This window comes from Planomonospora sp. ID67723, from assembly GCF_015711605.1.
Lineage (GTDB): Bacteria > Actinomycetota > Actinomycetes > Streptosporangiales > Streptosporangiaceae > Planomonospora_A.
Genome location: NZ_JABTEZ010000002.1, coordinates 1,853,248 through 1,872,883, shown reverse-complemented (window position 1 = coordinate 1,872,883; position 19,636 = coordinate 1,853,248). Strand labels below are relative to the sequence as shown.

The window sequence follows — 19,636 nt, the reverse complement described above, 5'->3', positions numbered from 1 at the left end:
AGCGGTTCATCTTTGACACAGGTAAGGCGGTCGACGCCGTGAAGCGGTTCAGGTGCGCTGATGTGGTGGAACTCCTCACCGCCTACCTCGACGACGCCCTCGACCAGCCGGCTCGCCAGCGGATGGACGAGCATCTGACCTGCTGCGCCGAGTGCGGGCGCCATCTGGACCAGTTCCGCGCCGTCGTCGGCGTTCTCGGCACGCTCCCCGAGGAGCGGCTCCGCGATGACGTGCACGACCGGCTGATCTCGGCCTTCCGCGCCCGCCGCCGTCGCTGAGCCGGGCGAGGCCGTCGCGCCCTTCGCCGCCCGGCGAGCCGGGCGCCCTTTCCCTCCGCCTTCTCTTCCTCCGCCGGCGCATTCGCCCGGCTGAGATTCGCACTCCTCTGTAACGTTCGCGCGCCTCGCGGGTCTGTAGATCCATGCGCACCGGACGGAAGGGGAGACGATGACCGGTCTGGTGACCGAGGAGACGCCGATCCGGGACGGCGCGGAGGTGGAGGAGTTCGCGCGGAGCTGCTTCGGCGCCGCCGCCGGAGACCGGGTGGGGGTCGAACTGGAGTTCCTGGTCTTCGACCGTTCGGCCGTCGCCCGGCACGTCCCGCAGGACAGGATCGCCCGGGCGCTCCCCCTCCTGCCGGGGCGGAGCCGGGTGACCTTCGAGCCGGGCGGCCAGCTTGAGCTGTCCGGCCCGGCGGGCCCGCTCGCGCAGGCCGTCGCCGCCCTGGCCGCCGACGTGGAGGCGGTGCGCGGGGCCCTGCGGGAGGCGGGCCTGGTGCTGGCCGGGGTGGGCCTCGATCCGGTACGGCCCGCACGGCGGCAGCTACGCCTGCCCCGGTACGAGGCCATGGCGGAGTTCCTCGGCGCGCCGTACGGGCCGCTGATGATGTGCTCCACGGCGTCGATCCAGGTCAACCTGGACCTGGGAGAGAAGCCCGCCGTCCGGTGGGAGCGCGCGCACCTGCTGGGGCCCGTGCTGAGCGCGGCCTTCGCCAACTCGCCGCTGAGCGGCGGCCGGCCCTCGGGCTGGATGTCGGGCCGCCAGATGGTGTGGGAGCACCTGGACCGCACGCGGACGGCCCCGGTCCCCGCGACCGGCGACCCGGCCGCCGACTGGACGGAGTACCTCCTCGACGCCCGGCTCATGCTGGTGCGCGAGGGCCGCGGGAGTGCCGAGCGCTTCCGCCCGGTCCGCGACGGCTCCACCTTCCGCGACTGGCTGGGCGCACGCGGGCACCCGCCGACCCTGGGGGACCTGGCCTACCACGCCACGACGCTCTTCCCCCCGGTACGGCCGCGCGGCTGGCTGGAGATCCGCTATCTCGACGCCCAGCACCCCGCGCACTGGCCGGTGTGCGCGGCCGTGACCTGCGCCCTGGTGACCGACGACCGCGCGGCCGAGACGGCGCTGGCCGCGTGCGAGCCGTACCGGGGCCTGTGGTCGCGGGCGGCCCGGTGCGGCCTGCAGGACCCGCTGCTGAGGCGGGCCGCCGACGCCTGCTTCCGGGCCGCGATCGAGGCGCTGCCCCGCCTGGGAGCGGGCGCCGACCTGGTCGGCGAGGTGGCCGCCTTCGCCGACCGCTACGTGACGGCCGGCCGGTCCCCTGCCGACGACCTGATCGACCTGGTGAACCTGCCGGACTGGCTGATCGAGGAAGGACGTGTATGAACGACGTCGGGGAGCACACCGTCAGAGGGCACACCGTCAGAGGGCACACCGTCAGAGGGCACAACGTCAAGGAGCACATCGCCGCGCAGTTGGCCGCCGTGCGCAGCAGGTCGCTGGCCTACACCGACGCCGAGGACGACCTGCTGGTGCGCCAGCACTCCGCGCTGATGTCCCCGCTGGTGTGGGATCTGGCGCACGTCGGCAACTACGAGGAGCTGTGGGTGCTGCGGGAGACCGGAGGCATCACACCGCTCCGCCCCGAGATCGACGATCTCTACGACGCCTTCAAGCACCCCCGCAGGGACCGCCCCTCCCTGCCGATCCTGGGGCCGGCGGAAGCGCGCCGCTACATCTCCGGCGTGCGGGGCCGCGTGCTGGACGTGCTGGACGCCGTCGACCTGAACGACCCCGATCCGCTGCGCCGGGACGGCTTCGTCTTCGGCCTGGTGATCCAGCACGAGCACCAGCACGACGAGACGATGCTCGCCACGCTGCAGTTGTCCGGACAGCCCGGCCTGGTGACCGAGGGAGAGCTGCCGTCCGGCCGGACCACCGGCGCCGAGGAGGTGTTCGTCCCGGGCGGCCCCTTCCTGATGGGCACCGACCTGCTGCCGTGGGCCTACGACAACGAACGCCCGGCCCACCGGGTCGACCTGCCCGGTTACTGGATCGACAGGTTCCCCGTCGGCAACGGCGCCTACGCCGCCTTCATCGAGGACGGCGGCTACGACGACCCTCGCTGGTGGTCGGCACGGGGCTGGCAGTGGCGGCAGGAGAGCCGTGCCTTCGCCCCGCTGTTCTGGACCAGGGAGGGCGGCACCTGGTGGCGCACCCGCTTCGGCCGCATGGAGCCGGTTCCCATGGACGAGCCGGTCCAGCACGTGTGCTGGTACGAGGCCGACGCCTACGCCCGCTGGGCGGGCAAGCGACTGCCCAGCGAGGCCGAGTGGGAGAAGGCCTGCGGCTGGGATCCCGAGGCCGACCGGGCGCGGAAGTATCCCTGGGGGGACGACGACCCGGGGCCCGGACTGGCCAACCTCGGCCACCGGGCGGCGCGCCCGGCGCCGCTGGGCGCATTCCCCTCAGGGGCGGGCGCCTACGGCGCCGAGCAGATGATCGGAGACGTGTGGGAGTGGACCTCCTCCTGGTTCCTGCCGTATCCCGGCTTCCGCAGCTTCCCCTACCCCGAGTACAGCGAGGTCTTCTTCGGCCGCGAGTACCGCGTGCTGCGCGGCGGGTCCTGGGCGGCCGACCCCGCGGCGGTCCGCACGACGTTCCGCAACTGGGACTACCCGATCCGGCGGCAGATCTTCTCCGGCTTCCGCTGCGCCCGCTCCGCCTCCGCAGAGGAGGCGTGATGTGCCGCCACGCGGCCTGGCTGGGCTCTCCCCGCCCCCTCACCTCACTGATCTGCGAACCGGAGCACGGCCTGCTCAGGCAGTCCTACGCGCCCCGCCTGCAGCGGTACGGCACGGTCAACGCCGACGGCTTCGGCATGGGGTGGTACGACCCCGCCCACACCGAGCCGGTCCGCTACCGTCGCGCGGTGCCCGTCTGGACGGACGCCAACCTGCCCGCGCTGGCGCGGGTGGCCCGTTCGCGCTGCCTGCTGGCCGCCGTACGATCGGCCACGGTCGGCATGCCGGTCGAGGAGACGGCCACCGCGCCCTTCACCGACGGGCGATGGCTGCTCAGCCACAACGGCCGCGTCACCCGGGACGCCGTCAGGGACCTCGCCGACGATCTGCCCGGCGCCGCGGAGAGCTCCTGCGACTCCGCCTGGCTGGCCGCCGCGGTGTTCTCCCGGCGACGATCCGGGCTCCCGCTCGGCGAGGCCCTGGCCGAGGTCGTCGCCCACGCCGGGGCGAAGGCCCCGGAGGCCCGGCTGAACCTGCTCGCCTGCGACGGCGCGTCGCTCGCCGCGACGGTCTGGGGCGACACGCTCTTCCTCCACCACGACGACCGTCCCGGCGGCGGCGTGCTCGTGGCGAGCGAGCCGCTGGACGAGCGGCCCGGCTGGCAGGCCGTACCCGAGCGGAGCCTGCTGCTCGCCTCGTCCGGCGGCGTGCACGTCCAGCCGCTCTGACCCACCGCGGCCCACCGCAGCTCACTGCGACCCGCCGCACCCGTTCCGACCTGTCAGCCCGCCCGGCGGATCGCTCGCCAGGAGCACGCCGCATCCGGCGGCCGCCGTGACCCACCGACCCAGGAGGCCCCGTGCCCGTCAGCCAGTCAGCCGTGCACCTCATCAACCACCTCGACCGCGACTACCTCCGCCAGGCGCTCGAACGCGACGTCCGCACCGGGCTGGCGTCGACGCCCAAGTGGCTGCCGCCGAAGTGGTTCTACGACGCGGCGGGCAGTGAGCTGTTCACCAGGATCACCCGGCTGCCCGAGTACTACCCCACCCGCCGGGAGCTGGCCATCCTGCGCGCGCGGGCGGGCGAGATCGCGACGGCCTGCGGCGCGGACACGCTGGTCGAGCTGGGCTCGGGGACCAGCGAGAAGACCGTCCTGCTGCTCGACGCCCTCACCGCGGCGGGGACACTGCGCACCTACACTCCGGTGGACGTCGACGCGCACACCCTCGCCGAGGCGGCGCGGCGGCTCACCGCCCGCCTGCCCGGGCTCACCGTCCGGGCGGTCTGCGCCGACTTCGAGCACCATCTCGGGCTGCTGCCGCGGACGGGCAGGCGGATGGTGGCCTTCCTCGGCGGCACCATCGGCAACCTGGACCCGGCCTCGCGCGAGCTGTTCCTGAAGGACCTGCGCGCCACGCTGCGCCCCGGCGACACGTTCCTGCTCGGGGCCGACCTGGTCAAGGACACCGGCCGGCTGGTCGCGGCCTACGACGACGCGGCCGGGGTGACGGCCGCCTTCAACCGCAACGTCCTGCACGTGATCAACCGGGAGCTGGACGCCGACTTCGAGCCGTCCGCCTTCGAGCACGTCGCGCTGTACGACGAGCGGCGCGACTGGATCGAGATGAGGCTGCGCGCGACCCGGGACATGACCGTGCGGATCGGCGCTCTGGACCTGCCGGTGGCGTTCGCCGCGGGAGAGGAGACGCGCACCGAGATCAGCGCCAAGTTCCGGCCCGACGGGCTCCGGGACGAGCTCGCCGCGGCGGGGTTCACGGTGATGCGCCGCTACACCGACCCGGCCGGCGACTTCAGCCTCGTCCTGGCCGGCGTGTGACCGCGGGCCCGGCGGGCGGCGCGACCGGCGGGGCATGGCGGGCGGCGCGGTCCTGCGCGCCGCCCGGTCACCTCGACGCCGCCGGGTGCAACGTGCCCAGCGACCGGGTGCTCGACGCCGTCGTCGCGCACCTGCGGCGGGAACGCGAGGCGGGCGGCTACCGCGCCTCCGGGGATCTGCGCGCGGCCCGGTCCGCGCTGGCCGCCCTGGTCGGCGCGGACGCGCGGGACGTCGCCTTCCTGGAGAGCGGGACGGCGGCGATGGCGGCGCTGCTGGGCGGGTGGCGGCTCCCCCCGGGCAGCCGCGTCGGGTTCACCCGCACCGAATACGGCAGCACCCTCATGCTCCTGCGCCGCCTGGCCGGGGACCGCGGCTGGAGGCTGGTCGAGGTCCCCGTGGACGGCGACTCGCGCGTCGACCCGGACGGCCTGCGGTCCGTGCTCGCCGCCGGGCTGGACCTGCTGACCGTCCCGCACATCGCCTCGCACCGGGGAGTCGTGCAGCCCGCCCGAGAGATCGGGCGGCTGTGCCGCGACGCCGGCGTGCCGCTGGTCCTCGACGTGTGCCAGTCCCTCGGCCACGTGGACACCGGCGACATCGGCGCCACCGCCTACGTGGGGACGTCCCGCAAGTGGCTCGCCGGGCCGCGCGGGGTCGGCTTCCTGATCGTCCCCGGCCTCGCCGGTGACGGGGTCGGGGACGGGCGTCACCGGGAGATGGACGCCGCGGCCCCCGCGCTCGGCGGCCACGTCTGGGCGGACGGGCAGCCGTCGCCGCTCGCGGGTGCGGCCCGGTACGAAACCTCCGAAGGTCCGATCGCCGCGCGGGCCGGGTTCGGCGCCGCCGTGCTGGAGCACCACGAGCTCGGCCCCGCCGCGGTCCGCGCCCGTCTGGCGGAGCTGGGCGTCATGGCCCGCCGCCTCCTCGACGGGGCCGGCGGCTGGCGGGCGGCCGAACCGCTCGGCGAGCCGTCCGCCGTCGTCACCCTCAGGCCGCCACCGGGCGCGGACCCCGCCGCGGCCGTCGCCGACGCCGCCTCCCGGGCGGCGGAGGCGGCCCTGCTCGTCGGCACCGTGCCGGTCGCCAGGGCTCCGCTGGACATGCCCGCACCCGTGCTCCGCGTCTCCCCCTCGCCGGGCACGCGCGTGGAGAGTCTGCACGCCCTCGCACGCGTCCTGGACCGCTGAGGCCGCGGACACCCCGGCGGGGAGTCCGGCGGCCTGCCGTCCCGCCTCGGGGCGGCGGATCACCCGGTGAGGGCGGGGCTGCCGGACGCCCCGAGCAGGAGCTCGGCCTGCTCCCACAGATCGTCCAGGATCGCGGGGTCGTTGCCCAGCTTCGCGAACAGGACCAGCCCCTCCAGCTGCGCCACCAGTGAGCGCGCCGTGCCGGGCCGCGGCGCCGGGATGGCGCCCTCACCCGCCGCCTGGTCCAGGACGGCCTGGACCAGGGCGATCTGCTCGGCGAAGATCTCCCCCAGGCGCTCCTGAACCGGGTCGTCCTGCTGGCTGAGCTCGAGCGCCAGATTGGCCAGCAGGCACCCGTGCACCGCCCCGCCGGACAGCTTGGCCCGGCGCTGTCCCTCCGCCTGCTCGCGGAAGAGCCGTTCCAGCCGTTCGAGCGGGGGCGCCGGATCGCCCAGGATGGCGGTCCAGGCCGCCCGCTGCGTCTGCCAGTGGGCGTCGACGACCGCGATCGTCAGCGCCTGCTTGGACTCGAAGAAGTGGTAGAAGCTGCCCTTGCGCACGTCGGCGCGGGAGCAGATCTCCGCCACGCCGATGCTGCCGTATCCCCTGCTGAGCATGAGTTCGCAGGCGGATTCGAGGAGTCGCTCGCGGGCGGTGCTCGATCGTCCCATAGACCGGAGTATACGGTCGGTCAACTATGACTGGACATAGTTGACCGGTCGTCTATATGCTCACTCCGTACCTGCCGGAAGCAGAAAGGGCACCCATGTCCGAATCGATCACCGTCGCCATCGCCTACCACAGCGGCTACGGTCACACCGAGCGCCAGGCGCTGGCCGCCGCCGCCGGAGCGCGTTCCGTTCCCGGAGTGCTGGCCGGACTGCACGATGTGACCTCCCTGACCGACGAGCTGTGGGCGGCGCTGGGCGAGGCCGAGGCCATCATCTTCGGCTCCCCGACCTACATGGGCAGCCAGTCCGCCGCCTTCCAGGTCTTCGCCGAGGCCAGCGCCAAGGTCTGGGCCGACATGGGCTGGCGCGACAAACTGGCGGCCGGCTTCACCAATTCGGCCGGGGTGAACGGCGACAAGCTCAACACCCTCACCTCCATGGCGCTCCTGGCCGCCCAGCACGGCATGACCTGGGTCACGCTGGGCCTGCCGCCGGGCTGGCTGTACAGCTCGGACGGCAGCCACGACGACCTCAACCGGCTCGGCGGCTTCCTCGGCGCGATGGCCCAGTCGCCGTCCGACCTGGGCCCCGACGCCGCTCCCTCCACCGCCGACCTGCGTACGGCCGAGCACCTGGGCCGGCGGGTCGCCCAGACCGCGCTCCGGCTGGCCGCCGGCCGCGGCGTCCTCGAAGGGGCGGCCTCCTGATGGGCGCGCGCGTCCCCGGCTGGTCCGGCGGCAGGCTGGAGCGCCTGCTCGGCCTGGACCACCCGATCGTCCAGGGTCCCTTCGGCGGCGGCCTGTCGTCCGTCGCGCTGGCCGCGGCCGTGTCCGAGGCGGGTGGTCTCGGCTCCTACGGCGGGCACATCCTGGCTCCGGACGAGCTCACCGGCCTGGTCGCCGGGCTCAAAGCGGCGACCGGCCGGCCGTTCGCCGTCAACCTCTGGGTCCCTCAGCCCGGCGAGGCGGAGCTGCGCGCCCGGCAAGCCGACGTGGACCGGCTCCGGCCCTACTTCGAGGAGCTCGGCCTCCCCGCCCCCGACGCCGGGCAGCAGGCCGGGCCGGACTTCGACGACCAGGTGGACGCGCTGCTGGCGGCCGGCCCCCCAGTGCTCAGCTTCGTCATGGGCGTCCCGCCCGCACGGGTGCTCGCCGAGGCCCGCCGCAGGGGCATCGCGACGATCGGCACCGCGACGACCGTGGAGGAGGCGGTCGCCCTGGAGGAGGCGGGCCTGGACGCGGTCGTCGCCTCCGGCAGCGACGCCGGCGGGCACCGGGGCGCCTTCCTGCGGCCCGTGCGCGAGTCGCTGGTCGGCACGTTCTCCCTCGTCCCGCAGGTCGCCGACGCCGTCTCGGTGCCGGTGATCGCCGCGGGCGGGATCGCCGACGGGCGCGGCGTCGCCGCGGCGATCACGCTCGGGGCGCACGGCGTGCAGATCGGCACCGGCTTCCTGGCCACCGGGGAGTCGGGCGCGAGCACGCTGCACAAGGCCGCCCTGCACACCCCCGAGGCCCGGATCACCGTGCTCACCCGGCTGTTCTCCGGACGGACGGCCCGGGCGATCCCCAACCGTTTCGTCCGGGAGATGGCGGCCGCCGAGGAGGAGGTGCCGCCTTACCCCGTGCAGAGCGCGCTGATGCTCCCGCTCCGCAGGGAAGCCGCGCGGCGCGGCCTGGACGGTCTGACCAACCTGTGGGCGGGCCAGGCGGCGGCGCTGACCGCGCCGGGCAACGCCCGCGGCTACGTCGAGAGGCTGCTGGCGGAGACGGACAAGCTCCTGGGCGGCCGATCCGTCCCGGACTGATCTGCGGCCAGATGGCGGAGCCGGAGTGCGAGGGCGCCACGGGCGAGCGGGCCTCCGGTGGACGGGAACCGGGAGACAGCCCCGGAATCTCAGGAATTTGCCAAGAAGGTCGGGTTCACTACCGGCTGTCGTCCACCGGGGAAGGGAGTTGGGACATGCGGGTGATCCGCAGGGGTACGGCGGTGGCACTCGCCGTACTGACCGCGATGTGCGCGGCCGGGAGCGGCGTCGCGATGGGTGCCGAAAGCACGGGAGGCACGGGAGGCACGGGAGGCACGACGGCCGGCAGGACCACCGTTCACACGATCGCCGTTGACGGGCGGGAGCGCGGCTACCGGCTCTACCGGCCCGCCTCGCTCCCGGCGAAGGCGCCGCTGGTGGTGATGCTGCACGGCGGCTTCGGGTCGGCGCGGCAGGCGGAGAGGTCCTACGGCTGGAACGCCGAGGCCGATCGGCGGCGCTTCGCCGTCGCCTATCCCGACGGGTACGGCAGGGCCTGGAACGTCGGCGGCGGGTGCTGCGGCAGGCCAGGCCGGCAGGGAGTGGACGACGTCGCGTTCATCAGCCGGATGGTCGCGGAGGTCGGCCGCGAGCTGAGGACCGACCCCCGGCGGGTGTACGCGGCGGGGATCTCCAACGGCGGCATGATGGCCTACCGGCTGGCCTGCGACACCACGATCTTCGCGGCGGTCGGGCCGGTGGCCGCGACCCGGCTGGGCGGTTGCCCCGCGCCGGAGCCCCTCTCGGTCGTCCACGTCCACGGCCTGGCCGATGAGGCCGTACGGTTCGACGGCGCGCCCGGCGCCGGATTCGCCGGGATCGACGGCCCGCCCGTGCCGGAGGTCCTCGCCGCCTGGCGCACGGCCGGCCGCTGCGGGCGGCCCGCCGTCTCCGGGTCGGGGCCGGTCACCACCGAGCTCGCCCGGTGCCCGCGCGGCCGTGCCGTCGAGCTGATCACGGTCAGGGGCGCGGGCCACCAGTGGCCGGGCGGCGAGGTCGTCCGCGAGCGGGCCGATCCCCCGTCCACGGCCCTCGACGCCACCGCCGTCATCTGGCGTTTCTTCGCCGCCCACCCCAGGCCCTGATCGCGGTGGGACCGTGGGGAAGACCGGGTCCTGCGCGCCGTCAGTTTCTGACGGCGCGCAGGACGACGAACTTCGGGTCGCTCGCGACGACCTCGCAGTTGCCGAAGATCCGGCGCAGCTTCACGTGGTATCCGAGGTGCCGGTTGCCGACCACCCACAGCTCTCCCCCGCGGCGCAGCGCGGCGCGCGACCCGGTGAACATGCGCCAGGCCGTCGCGTCGGTCATGGCCCGGTGGGTGTGGAACGGCGGGTTGTTCAGCACCAGGTCCACCGTTCCGGCCGGCACGCCCGACAGTCCGTCGCCCACCCGGAACTCCGCCGCGGCGTCCGCTCCGAGGTTCTCGCGGAACGTGGCCTCCGCCGAGGCCACCGCCTGGTGGGACTCGTCGGCGAACACCACCTCGGCCTCGCCGTTGGCCAGCGCCACGGCCGTTCCCACCACCCCGTTTCCGCAGCCCAGGTCCACGACGCGCTCGGGACCGCGGCGGCGGGGCAGGTTGCGCAGGAAGAACCTGGTCCCGATGTCGAGGCGCTCGGCGCAGAAGATGCCCGCGTGGTTGGTGACGGTCCGGCCGGAGGCCGCTCCGATGCCGGCGGGCAGGGTGTAGCTCCGCGGCCAGGGACTGGGGACGCGGGGCAGTCCCGGATCCGGCGAGCAGAAGATGAGCCGCGCCTTCTTCACCGCCAGCGACGTCCTGGTCGGCCCGAGGATCCGCTCGAACAGCCTCAACGTCGAGGTGTGGATCTCGGTGACCATCCCCGTGCCGACCACGACGGTGCCCGCGTGCACGGCGGGCGCCAGGCGGTGCAACTGGTCCTCCAGGAACGCGAGGCTCTTGGGCACGCGGACCAGCAGCACGTCGATCCGGTCCGGCGGCGTGTCCCTGCTCGACAGCAGCCGCACCTCGTCCGGGCCGATCCCGTTGCGCTTCAGGTTGGCCCGGGTCGCCTCCTGGGTGAGGAACGAGTCGGTGATCTGCACGGGACGGTGCTCCGCGAGCGCGGTGACCAGGGCGCCCCAGCGGTCACCGGCCACGACCACGGTGCCCGACGGCTCGACCGGTTCGCCGCCGACCCCGTCGAGGTGCCGTAGCAGGTATTCGTCGGCGGCGTCCCAGGCGCGCAGCAGGTCGCGGGGATCCTCGGGGAAGCGGGTGAGGTCGAGCTCACCCCATGGCGTCGTCAGGCGGTTCATCGCGCCTCAGGCTAGCCGAGCCCCGGGGCCCGCCTGACGATCCGGGGCCGGTACGGCCCGGCCGGGTCACCGGGGATCGTAGTCGAGGTTGGGCCGCAGCCAGCGTTCGACCTCCTCCAGGCCGAGACCGCGCCGCAGGGCGTAGTCCTCGACCTGGTCCCTGCCCAGGCGCCCCACGGTGAAGTACCGCGACGACGGGTGGGCGAACAGCAGCCCGCTGACGCTGGCGGCGGGGGTCATGGCGAAGGACTCGGTCAGGGCCATGCCGAGTTTGCCGGCCCCGATGAGGTCGAACAGGTCCTGCTTCTGGCTGTGGTCCGGGCAGGCCGGGTAGCCGAGCGCGGGGCGGATGCCGCGGAAGCGCTCGGCGTGCAGGTCCCCGATCGCAGGGTCGGCGTCCGGCTCGTACCAGTCGCGCCGCGCCTGCAGGTGGATGTGCTCGGCGAACGCCTCGGCGAGCCGGTCGGCGAGGGCCTTCACCATGATCGCCCGGTAGTCGTCGTGCCGGGCCTCGAAGGAGGCGGCGAGGTCCTCGGCGCCGTGGACGGCCACCGCGAACCCGCCGAGGTGGTCGCCGGCCGGAGCCACGTAGTCCGCCAGGCACCGGTTGGCCCGGCCCTCGGGTTTGGCCGTCTGCTGGCGCAGCATCGGCAGCCGGAGAACGTCCGCGTCGCCCGGTGAGCCGGTGCCGAGGAGGATGTCGTCGCCCTCGGAGCGGGCGGGCCAGAAGCCGTAGGCGCCCTGGGCGTGCAGCGAGCCGTCGGCGATGATCCGGTCGAGCAGGGTGTTCGCCTCGTCGTAGAGCTCGCGTGCCACCGGCTGGTCGAGGATCGCCGGGTACTTCCCCTTGAGCTGCCAGGCGAGGAAGAGGAACTGCCAGTCGATCATCTCCCTGAGGGTGCTCAGCTCCGGCTGGACGGTGCGGACGCCGGTGAAGGCGGGGACGGGCAGGTCGTCGAAGGAGACCCGCTCGCGGTTGGCGCGGGCCTTCGCCAGGGGCAGCAGGGGGCTCCGCTCCCGGGCCGCGTGCTGCTCGCGCAGGCGCTCCTGCTCGGCGCGGTTGCCCGCGTCCAGTTCCCCGGCCCGCCCGGTGTCCATCAGGTCCGCGACCACGCCGGCGACGCGTGAGGCGTCGAGCACGTGGATCGTGGTGCCGTCGTAGGCGGGGGCGATGCGCACCGCGGTGTGCTGGCGCGACGTCGTGGCACCGCCGATCAGCAGCGGCAGCTTCAGCCCGCGGCGCTGCATCTCCGCCGCGACCGCGACCATCTCGTCCAGCGACGGGGTGATCAGCCCGGAGAGCCCGACGGCGTCGGCGCCCTCGGCGACCGCCGTGTCGAGGATGGTGGCGGCGGGGACCATGACGCCGAGATCGACGACCTCGTAGTTGTTGCAGCCGAGCACGACGCCCACGATGTTCTTGCCGATGTCGTGCACGTCGCCCTTGACCGTGGCGAGCACGACCTTGCCGTTGCCCCGCCTGGCCTCGGCGCGGCCCTCCAGCCGCGCCTGCTCCTTCTCCGCCTCCATGTACGGTTCCAGGTAGGCGACCGCGCGCTTCATCACCCGCGCGCTCTTGACCACCTGCGGCAGGAACATCTTCCCCGCGCCGAACAGGTCGCCCACGGTCTTCATGCCGTCCATGAGCGGTCCCTCGATCACGTCGAGGGGCCGCGCCGCCCGCTGCCGGGCCTCCTCGGTGTCGGCCTCGACGAAGTCGACGACGCCGTGCACGAGCGCGTGCGCCAGGCGCTGCTCCACCGGCGCCTCGCGCCAGGACAGGTCCACGGTGCGGCGGGTGCCGGACCCGCTGACCGTCCCGGCGAAGGCGACGAGCCGGTCGGTGGCGTCGGGGCGCCGGTCGAAGATGACGTCCTCGACGAGTTCGAGCAGGTCGGCGGGGATGTCCTGGTAGACCGCGAGCTGCCCGGCGTTGACGATGCCCATGTCCAGCCCGGCGCGCACGGCGTGGAACAGGAACGCCGAGTGCATCGCCTCGCGCACGACGTCGTTGCCGCGGAAGGAGAACGACAGGTTGGAGATGCCGCCGCTGGTGCGCGCCCCGGGGCAGCGCTCTTTGATCAGCGGCAGCGCGTCGATGAACGCCCTGGCGTAGCCGTTGTGCTCGGCGATGCCGGTGGCGACGGCGAGCACGTTGGGGTCGAACACGATGTCCTCGGCGGGGAAGCCGACCCGCTGGGTGAGAAGGTCGTAGGCGCGGGCGCAGATGTCCACCTTCCGCTCGACCGTGTCGGCCTGGCCCTGTTCGTCGAAGGCCATGACGACCACGCCGGCGCCGAAGTCGCGGATGCGCCGGGCCTGCTCCAGGAACGGCTCCTCACCCTCCTTGAGGCTGATGGAGTTGACGACGCCCTTGCCCTGCACGCACTTGAGGCCGGCCTCCAGCACGCTCCACCGCGAGCTGTCGATCATGACTGGGATGCGGGCGGCCTCCGGCTCGGTCGCGATCAGGTTCAGGAACGTGGTCATGGCCCGCTCGCTGTCGAGCAGGTCGGCGTCCATGTTGACGTCGAGCAGGTTGGCCCCGCCGCGCACCTGCTCCAGCGCGACGTCGACGGCGCCCTGGTGGTCGCCGGACTCGATCAGCCGCCGGAACCGCGCCGAACCGGTGACGTTGGTGCGCTCCCCGATCATCACGAAGCCGGTGTCCGCGCCGATCTCGAAGGGCTCCAGGCCGCTGAAGCGGGTGCGGGCGGGCGGTGCCGGGATCGGGCGCGGCGCCAGGCCGGACACCGCGGCGGCGATCTGCTCGATGTGCGTGGGCGTCGTCCCGCAGCAGCCGCCGACGATGTTGACCATCCCGGAGGCGGCGAACTCGCCGAGCAACCGCGCGGTCTCGTCCGGCGTCTGGTCGTAGCCGCCGAACGCGTTGGGCAGCCCGGCGTTGGGGTGGGAGGCCGTGTAGACGCCGGCCAGCCGGGACAGCTCGGCGACGTAGGGGCGCATCTCCGCCGCGCCCAGGGAGCAGTTCAGGCCCACCACCAGCGGATCGGCGTGTTCGATCGCGCGCCAGAACGCCTCGACGGTCTGCCCCGACAGCGTGCGCCCGCTCAGGTCGACGATCGTCACCGAGATCCACAGCGGCAGGTGCGGGGCGGCGTCGCGGGCGGCGGCGATGGCGGCCTTCGCGTTGAGCGTGTCGAAGATCGTCTCGATCAGCAGCAGGTCGACACCGCCGTCGGCCAGCGCCCGGATCTGTTCGGCGTACGAGGCGCGCACCTCGTCGAACGTGACGGCGCGGAAGGCGGGGTCCTCCACCTTCGGGGAGAGCGAGAGCGTGACGTTCAGCGGGCCCACCGATCCGGCGACCAGACGCCCGCCCGCCTCGTCGGCGGCCTGGCGTGCGAGCTGGGCCCCCCGCAGGTTCATCTCCCGCACCAGCGGCTGCAGCTCGTAGTCCGCCTGGCCGATGCTGGTCGCGGTGAAGGTGTTCGTCGTGGTGATGTCCGCGCCCGCCGCGAGATAGCGCCGGTGGACGTCGAGGATGACATCCGGGCGGGTCAGGTTCAGCAGGTCCGGGTCCCCGGTCACGTCGCGCGGGTGATCGCGCAGGCGCTCCCCCCGGTAGTCGGCCGCAGTGAGCCCGGCCCCCTGCAGCATCGTGCCCCAGGCCCCGTCGAGCACCGCGATCCGCTGGTCCAGCAGTTCCCGCAGGGCCCGGGCCGTACCGCCCGATCCCGCCCGCGGCGCCGCGCCCGGCCGGGAGCCGGGTGCGTTCCCGACGGTGCCGTGCCCGCCCGCGTCGTCGTGCTTCGGGGACATGCCCACCTGGCCACCTCCGTTGTCGGAGGCGCCCTTTCAGAACGGAGCAGGCCGAGCGTGGCGGGCTTGGGCCCGTTGCAGCGCCTCTCGGCCTTGACCTCGAGGGTACCAAATCCGGGCCGGGCCGTCCCGTTCCCTACAGCGCTCCCACGTAGACCCAGTCGCCCTCGTGCCGGACGAAGCGGCTGTGCTCCTCCATGTGCCCCGCGCTCCCGCGATCGACGTAGTGGGCACGGAAGCGGACGGTGCCCTCGGTGTGGAAGGTGCTTCCGCCGGTGGTCTCGAGGACCTCCAGGCGCACCCACCGCGTCGCCCTGTCGAGGTCGACGCGCGGCGGGCGCGTGGCCGGGTGCCAGGTGCGCAGGAGGTATCCCTCGTCACCGACGCTGAACGCGCTGAACCGCGAGCGCATGAGCAGCTCGGCGGTGGGCGCGGCGCCCTCCCCCCGGTGCAGCCGCCCGCAGCAGTCCCGGTACGGCGAAGGAAGCCCGCACGGGCACGAGGCGGCGGGGGCAGGGAGCGCTTGGGATCGTGAGCTGCGTCGGGACATGCCCCTCATTGTGCCGGTCGGCGGCCGGGGCGCGGCCGCCCGGTCCGCCCGGCGAGCCGGGCGGTTCAGGCGGTTCAGGCTCCCACCAGCAGGTTCTCCCGCTCGACGGCCTCCAGCAGCAGCGTCTTGTAGCCGACCTCCTCGAACAGCACGGTGACGCGGTCGCTCTCCCGGCTCATCACCATGCCCGGGCCCCATTCGCTGTGCCGCACCCGGGCGTGCATGGCGAAGGGGCCGCCGTCGTCGCCGGGAGCCTCGGCCTCACCGGCCCGGCAGGTGTCGCAGTGCCCGCAGACCCGCTCGTACGGCTCGCCGAAGTACTCCAGCAGGAACCGGCGCCGGCAGCCGGTGGTCTCGGCGTAACCGCGCATCATCTCGATGCGGGAGGCGTCGACGCGGCGGCGGCTCTCCTCCAGTTCCACGGCCCGCTCGACGGCCTGCTCGGGGTCAGGACCGCCGGCGGTCCAGCGCAGGTGCCCCCGGCCGGTGACCGCCACGGCGCCGGCCCGCTCCAGGAGGTTCACCACCCGGGTCAGCCGGGTGGCGCCGACGCCCAGCGTCTCGCGCAGTTCCCGGGCCGGGACCGTGCCTCCGTGCTCGCGCAGCAGTGTCGCGGCCCGCAGCAGGAGTTCCTCGTCGGCCCGCCCCGCGGCGAAGAACCTGCGCAGCCCCAGTTCCTCGGGCCGGTAGAACAGCACCGCGGCGGCCGGACCGCCGTCCCGCCCGGCCCTGCCGATCTCCTGGTAGTAGGAGTCCGGCGACTCCGGTGGAGCGGCGTGCAGCACGAACCGCACATCGGGTTTGTCGATCCCCATGCCGAACGCCGAGGTCGCCACGGCGACGTCCAGCGCGCCGCCGCGGAACGCCTCGTGGACGCGGTGCCGGTCGGCCGCCTTCATCCCGGCGTGGTACGGCTCGGCCCGGCGGCCCTGCTCGCACAGCGCGGCGGCGTACTCCTCGGCGGCCCGGCGGGTGGCGACGTAGACCAGCCCGAGTCCGGATCTGGAGGCGGCCTCGGCCACCAGCTCCCGCCGCAGCTCGTCCCCGGTGACGAAGCGGCGCACCTGGAGCTCGAGGTTGGGCCGGTCGAATCCCCGCACCACCTGGCGCACGTTCCGCAGCCCCAGGACGGCCGTGATCTCCTCGCGCACCGAAGGAGTCGCCGTGGCGGTCAGCGCCACCACCGGAGGGTGGCCCAGCCGCTCGATCACGTGACCGAGCCGCAGGTAGTCGGGGCGGAAATCATGGCCCCAGGCGGACACGCAATGCGCCTCGTCGACGGCGATCAGCGAGGGGCGCGCGGCCCGCAGCCGCTCCACCGTCTCGGGTCTGGCCAGCTGTTCGGGGGCCAGGAACACGAATTCGGTGCGACCGGCACGCACCGCCTCCAGCGAGGCCTCCGCACCGGGCTGGGCGGAGTTGACCGCGACCGCTCCGCCCGCGTCGGCCTCCGCGAGTCCGGCGACCTGGTCACGCTGCAGGGCGATCAGCGGCGAGACGACCACCGTCGGGCCGTCCAGCAGTTGGGCGGGCACCTGGTAGACGGCCGACTTGCCGCCGCCGGTCGGCATGACCACGAGCGCGTCGCCGCCGCCCATCAGATGGGTCATGGCCTCCAGCTGGCCGGTCCGCAGCCCCTGCCAGCCGAACACCTCACGGGCCACGGCGCGCAACCGGCCCGCCTGCGATCCGGTCCCGTCTCCTGCGGCCATCTCTCGTCTCTCCCGTCTCCCGCCGTGCGGACCGGCCTCCTACCCCCGGTTCGGCGCCGTAGTCGGCGCCCGTCCCGGCGCACCGTGACCGGCGGTGACCGGGAGCCGCCTTTCGGTGAGAACAGGCGCCGGCGGCGAGAATTCCTCGCGCTCGGAGGCGCTCTCCCGCGGTGATCACTGGTAGAAAAAGGTGAATTGTTCTCACCCACGGCTAGGACATCCCGTGATGCTGTTCGACCCTGCTCGTGGCCCGGCGTTCACCGTCTCGTTCACCGAACACGAAGGCGTGGTCGTCGCCCACCTCAGCGGGGAGCTGGACCTGCGCTCCGCGCCGGTCCTGCGCGACCAGCTCCGGCCCTTCTGGGGCCGGCCCGGCACCCGTGCGATGATCATCGACATGAGCGAGCTGGGCTTCTGCGACTCGATAGGCCTGGGCGAGCTCCTCTCGACGATGAAACGCAGCCAGCAGGCCGGGATGCGCTTCATGCTCAGCGAGATCTCCGACGTGGTGGCCCGGGTGCTGAGCATCACCGGTCTGCGCAACGCGTTCGAGACCCACGCCAGCACCGCCGAGGCACTGCGTCAGGCGTCCTCCCCGTAGCGTGCCGGGACCCGTCCCGGGTCCGCCGGCCGGGGCCGGTCCGACGGTGTGATCACGAACGCCCGGCCGTGCTCTCGCGGACCACCAGCCGGTGGGCGACCACGATCCTGCGCGCCGGCGGCGCGTCCCCCCGAGCCGCCGACTCGTCCCGGACCGCCGCGCCGGACGCCGGCCGCCGCAACCGATCGGCCAGGCAGGCGAGGGCCTGTCTGGCGATCTCAGCCTTGTCCGGGGCCACGGTGGTCAGCGACGGAGTGGCGTACCTGCCGTCCTCGATGTCGTCGAACCCGCACACCGCCAGGTCCCGCGGCACGGTGAGACCGTGTTCCAGCGCCGCCCGCAGCGCTCCCAGCGCGAGCTGGTCGCTGAAGCAGAAGACCGCGTCCGGGGCATGGCCTCCGTCCAGCAGCCGGCGCATGGCCCGCGCGCCCTCGGCCCGGTGCAGGGTGGTCACCGGCACCTCCAGCGCCGGGTCGTGGGGGAATCCCGCCGCGCGTAGCGCCTGCCGGTATCCGGTCACCCGCTGCTGCGCCGTGCCGTTGGTCAGATCCGGCTGCACGCCGATCGCCGCGATCCGGCGGCGGCCCAGGCCGATCAGGTGCCCGGTGGCCTCGGCGGCGGCCTGGACGGAGTCCACGCTCACGTGGTCGATCAGCCCGGCGGCGTCCTGCTCGCCGAGCAGGACCAGCGGTACGGCGTCGGCGCGCCGCTGCAGATCCGCGGGCGACAGGCTCCAGGGGCTCGTGATCAGGCCGTCGACGATCTGCCCCGGCAGGCCGTCGAGCAGCCGGCGTTCGTGCTCGGGGTCGCCGTTGGTCTGGTCGACCAGCAGCGTCCAGCCGTACTCCTGCGCCGACTGGACCAACAGGGAGGCGAGCTCCCCGAAGTACGGCGAGTCGATCTCCGGGATGACCAGCCCGATCAGCCCGGACCGGCCCGCGCGCAGTCGCCGCGCCGCCGCGTTGGGCCGGTACTGGAGCTCCTCCAGCGCCTGCTGCACGCGCCGGCGGGTCTCCGGGGCGACCAGCGGGAAGTCGTTGACGACATTCGACACCGTGCGCACGGACACTCCCGCCCGCGCCGCCACGTCCTTCAGGCTCGCGCCCACCGTCCCGTCCTCCGTGTCCGCGTATCTCGTCCGGAGTCGCCGCACCGGCCCGGCACCAGATGTTCGTGCACCTCGCCCTCCCTGTCCAGGAGGCCTCTGTTGCAACGCTGCATGCAACGTTGCAACATAAGGAAACCACACAACGAGGAGGCCGAGGTTCATGACGGAGACGATCCGCCCCGCGCCTGCGGGGACATCCCGGCGGGAGCCGGCGGCATGGCGGGACGCGCACGTGGACGAGGCGGTCGTGGCGACCGCGGTCGAGCAGCTTCACCGCGAGGGGATCACCGCCCGCCAGGGCGCCTTCGGCGTCGCGTGGGCCGACCGGATGGCGCATGACATCGACGTCGCCTTCCACGAGGCGCTCTCCCGGCCGGGCGGCGCGGTGGGACGCGGCCCGAACCGCTACTACGTGGAGATCCACCCCGAGCAGATGCGCGGCTTCGTCGATCTGGTCACCCATCCGTGGGTCACCGCGGTCTGTGCGGCGGTGCTCGGCCCCCGCTACGAGATCGTCGAGCTGGGCTTCGACGTTCCGCTGGCCGGGGCGGTCGACCAGCCCTGGCACCGCGACTTCCCCATGCCCGAGGAGACCCGGGCGCACCGCCGGCTCACCTCGCTGGCCTTCAATCTCACCGCCGTGGACACCGAACCCGACATGGGACCGTTCGAGATCGCCCCCGGCACGCAGTGGGACGACGGCACGCCGTTCGAGCACGGCATGTTCCCGCCCAGAGACGCGTACCCGCGATACCGCGAGCGCGCCGTGCGCAAATATCCCCGGCGAGGCGACATCTCGGCCCGCTCCGCGCTGACGATCCACCGGGGCACGGCCAATCGCTCCGCCAAGGCACGCCCCGTGCTCGTCCTGGGCGTCGACGCCCCGGGCGCGGGCAACGCCGCCCGCCACGACATGGCCGTCACCCACGGCTACTGGGAGAGCCTGCCGCCGCAGGTGCGCGACCATCTGCCCTGCCCGGTGGTCGGCGAACTCCGCCCGATCGTGCAGAAGCACACCATCGAAGGCCTGGTGATGGGCGACGCGTGACGGGCCCCGGGCGAGGCCGCCGGCCG

The 19,636-nt window shown here is 73.8% G+C and carries 17 protein-coding genes and 1 riboswitch; of the genes, 11 read left to right on the top strand and 6 right to left on the bottom strand.

The genetic code is table 11. The features are described from left to right. Positions 1–62: 62 nt before the first annotated feature. The 6 genes from HS041_RS40110 (at position 63) to egtE (ending at position 6,053) form a co-directional block, all read left to right on the top strand. Positions 63–278, top strand: a complete 216-nt coding sequence (locus tag HS041_RS40110) for an anti-sigma factor family protein (protein WP_307845387.1) — start codon at positions 63–65, stop codon at positions 276–278. A gap of 169 nt (positions 279–447) precedes the next feature. Then, positions 448–1,668, top strand: a complete 1,221-nt coding sequence (egtA, locus tag HS041_RS20945) for an ergothioneine biosynthesis glutamate--cysteine ligase EgtA (protein WP_196442335.1) — start codon at positions 448–450, stop codon at positions 1,666–1,668. Continuing rightward, positions 1,665–3,026, top strand: coding sequence for an ergothioneine biosynthesis protein EgtB (egtB, locus tag HS041_RS20940; protein ID WP_196442334.1), 1,362 nt, complete (start codon positions 1,665–1,667; stop codon positions 3,024–3,026). Before egtA ends, egtB begins: the two co-directional genes overlap by 4 nt. Continuing rightward, positions 3,026–3,754: an ergothioneine biosynthesis protein EgtC gene (gene egtC, locus HS041_RS20935; RefSeq protein ID WP_196442333.1), complete on the top strand. Its 729-nt coding sequence runs from the start codon at positions 3,026–3,028 to the stop codon at positions 3,752–3,754. The genes egtB and egtC overlap by 1 nt, the downstream gene beginning before the upstream one ends. Before the next feature lie 131 nt (positions 3,755–3,885). Next, complete coding sequence (egtD, locus tag HS041_RS20930) at positions 3,886–4,866, top strand: L-histidine N(alpha)-methyltransferase (protein ID WP_196442332.1); 981 nt, start codon at positions 3,886–3,888, stop codon at positions 4,864–4,866. Then, positions 4,863–6,053 carry an ergothioneine biosynthesis PLP-dependent enzyme EgtE gene (gene egtE, locus HS041_RS20925; RefSeq protein ID WP_196442331.1) on the top strand — a complete coding sequence of 397 codons (1,191 nt, stop codon included), beginning with the start codon at positions 4,863–4,865 and terminating at the stop codon, positions 6,051–6,053. The genes egtD and egtE overlap by 4 nt, the downstream gene beginning before the upstream one ends. 59 nt (positions 6,054–6,112) lie before the next feature. Here the strand turns inward: egtE and HS041_RS20920 are convergent, their stop codons facing one another. Next, on the bottom strand, positions 6,113–6,724 hold the full coding sequence (locus HS041_RS20920) for a TetR/AcrR family transcriptional regulator (protein ID WP_196442330.1): 612 nt from the start codon (positions 6,722–6,724) through the stop codon (positions 6,113–6,115). A gap of 95 nt (positions 6,725–6,819) precedes the next feature. On the opposite strand from HS041_RS20920, the gene HS041_RS20915 reads away from it, so the two are divergent. The 3 genes from HS041_RS20915 (at position 6,820) to HS041_RS20905 (ending at position 9,613) form a co-directional block, all read left to right on the top strand. Then, a complete protein-coding gene (locus HS041_RS20915; protein WP_196442329.1) occupies positions 6,820–7,431 on the top strand; it encodes a flavodoxin family protein in 612 nt (203 codons plus the stop codon). Next, positions 7,431–8,528, top strand: a complete 1,098-nt coding sequence (locus HS041_RS20910) for an NAD(P)H-dependent flavin oxidoreductase (RefSeq protein ID WP_196442328.1) — start codon at positions 7,431–7,433, stop codon at positions 8,526–8,528. The genes HS041_RS20915 and HS041_RS20910 overlap by 1 nt, the downstream gene beginning before the upstream one ends. A 155-nt stretch (positions 8,529–8,683) precedes the next feature. Next, positions 8,684–9,613: a CE1 family esterase gene (locus HS041_RS20905; protein WP_196442327.1), complete on the top strand. Its 930-nt coding sequence runs from the start codon at positions 8,684–8,686 to the stop codon at positions 9,611–9,613. 40 nt (positions 9,614–9,653) lie between these two features. Here the strand turns inward: HS041_RS20905 and HS041_RS20900 are convergent, their stop codons facing one another. From HS041_RS20900 to HS041_RS20885, 4 genes are all read right to left on the bottom strand, one after another. After that, positions 9,654–10,808: a methyltransferase gene (locus HS041_RS20900; protein WP_196442326.1), complete on the bottom strand. Its 1,155-nt coding sequence runs from the start codon at positions 10,806–10,808 to the stop codon at positions 9,654–9,656. A gap of 66 nt (positions 10,809–10,874) precedes the next feature. After that, a complete protein-coding gene (gene metH, locus HS041_RS20895; RefSeq protein ID WP_196442625.1) occupies positions 10,875–14,591 on the bottom strand; it encodes a methionine synthase in 3,717 nt (1,238 codons plus the stop codon). A 19-nt stretch (positions 14,592–14,610) separates the two neighbouring features. Further along, a riboswitch (S-adenosyl-L-homocysteine riboswitch) is annotated at positions 14,611–14,686 on the bottom strand. Between the two features lie 41 nt (positions 14,687–14,727). After that, on the bottom strand, positions 14,728–15,141 hold the full coding sequence (locus HS041_RS20890; RefSeq protein ID WP_196442325.1) for a YchJ family protein: 414 nt from the start codon (positions 15,139–15,141) through the stop codon (positions 14,728–14,730). A 74-nt stretch (positions 15,142–15,215) separates the two neighbouring features. Next, positions 15,216–16,853 carry a RecQ family ATP-dependent DNA helicase gene (locus tag HS041_RS20885; protein WP_196442324.1) on the bottom strand — a complete coding sequence of 546 codons (1,638 nt, stop codon included), beginning with the start codon at positions 16,851–16,853 and terminating at the stop codon, positions 15,216–15,218. Between the two features lie 226 nt (positions 16,854–17,079). On the opposite strand from HS041_RS20885, the gene HS041_RS20880 reads away from it, so the two are divergent. Next, the gene (locus HS041_RS20880; RefSeq protein ID WP_230879506.1) at positions 17,080–17,454 is read left to right on the top strand and encodes an STAS domain-containing protein; all 375 of its coding nucleotides are present in this window, start codon (positions 17,080–17,082) and stop codon (positions 17,452–17,454) included. 52 nt (positions 17,455–17,506) lie between these two features. Here the strand turns inward: HS041_RS20880 and HS041_RS20875 are convergent, their stop codons facing one another. Beyond that, a complete protein-coding gene (locus HS041_RS20875; RefSeq protein WP_196442322.1) occupies positions 17,507–18,562 on the bottom strand; it encodes a LacI family DNA-binding transcriptional regulator in 1,056 nt (351 codons plus the stop codon). A 160-nt stretch (positions 18,563–18,722) separates the two neighbouring features. On the opposite strand from HS041_RS20875, the gene HS041_RS20870 reads away from it, so the two are divergent. Continuing rightward, entirely contained in the window at positions 18,723–19,610 is an 888-nt protein-coding gene (locus HS041_RS20870) for a phytanoyl-CoA dioxygenase family protein (protein ID WP_196442321.1), read from the top strand. Positions 19,611–19,636: the final 26 nt, after the last annotated feature.

Bases quoted from the DNA above. Each gene is read 5' to 3' on its own strand.
- HS041_RS20900 (WP_196442326.1), bottom strand. From the start codon at position 10,808: ATGAACCGCCTGACGACGCCATGGGGTGAGCTCGACCTCACCCGCTTC.
- HS041_RS20885 (WP_196442324.1), bottom strand. From the start codon at position 16,853: ATGGCCGCAGGAGACGGGACCGGATCGCAGGCGGGCCGGTTGCGCGCC.
- egtC (WP_196442333.1), top strand. From the start codon at position 3,026: ATGTGCCGCCACGCGGCCTGGCTGGGCTCTCCCCGCCCCCTCACCTCA.
- HS041_RS20880 (WP_230879506.1), top strand. From the start codon at position 17,080: ATGCTGTTCGACCCTGCTCGTGGCCCGGCGTTCACCGTCTCGTTCACC.
- HS041_RS20890 (WP_196442325.1), bottom strand. From the start codon at position 15,141: ATGTCCCGACGCAGCTCACGATCCCAAGCGCTCCCTGCCCCCGCCGCC.
- HS041_RS20920 (WP_196442330.1), bottom strand. From the start codon at position 6,724: ATGGGACGATCGAGCACCGCCCGCGAGCGACTCCTCGAATCCGCCTGC.
- egtB (WP_196442334.1), top strand. From the start codon at position 1,665: ATGAACGACGTCGGGGAGCACACCGTCAGAGGGCACACCGTCAGAGGG.
- HS041_RS20910 (WP_196442328.1), top strand. From the start codon at position 7,431: ATGGGCGCGCGCGTCCCCGGCTGGTCCGGCGGCAGGCTGGAGCGCCTG.
- HS041_RS20870 (WP_196442321.1), top strand. From the start codon at position 18,723: ATGACGGAGACGATCCGCCCCGCGCCTGCGGGGACATCCCGGCGGGAG.
- HS041_RS20915 (WP_196442329.1), top strand. From the start codon at position 6,820: ATGTCCGAATCGATCACCGTCGCCATCGCCTACCACAGCGGCTACGGT.
- metH (WP_196442625.1), bottom strand. From the start codon at position 14,591: ATGTCCCCGAAGCACGACGACGCGGGCGGGCACGGCACCGTCGGGAAC.
- egtA (WP_196442335.1), top strand. From the start codon at position 448: ATGACCGGTCTGGTGACCGAGGAGACGCCGATCCGGGACGGCGCGGAG.
- HS041_RS20905 (WP_196442327.1), top strand. From the start codon at position 8,684: ATGCGGGTGATCCGCAGGGGTACGGCGGTGGCACTCGCCGTACTGACC.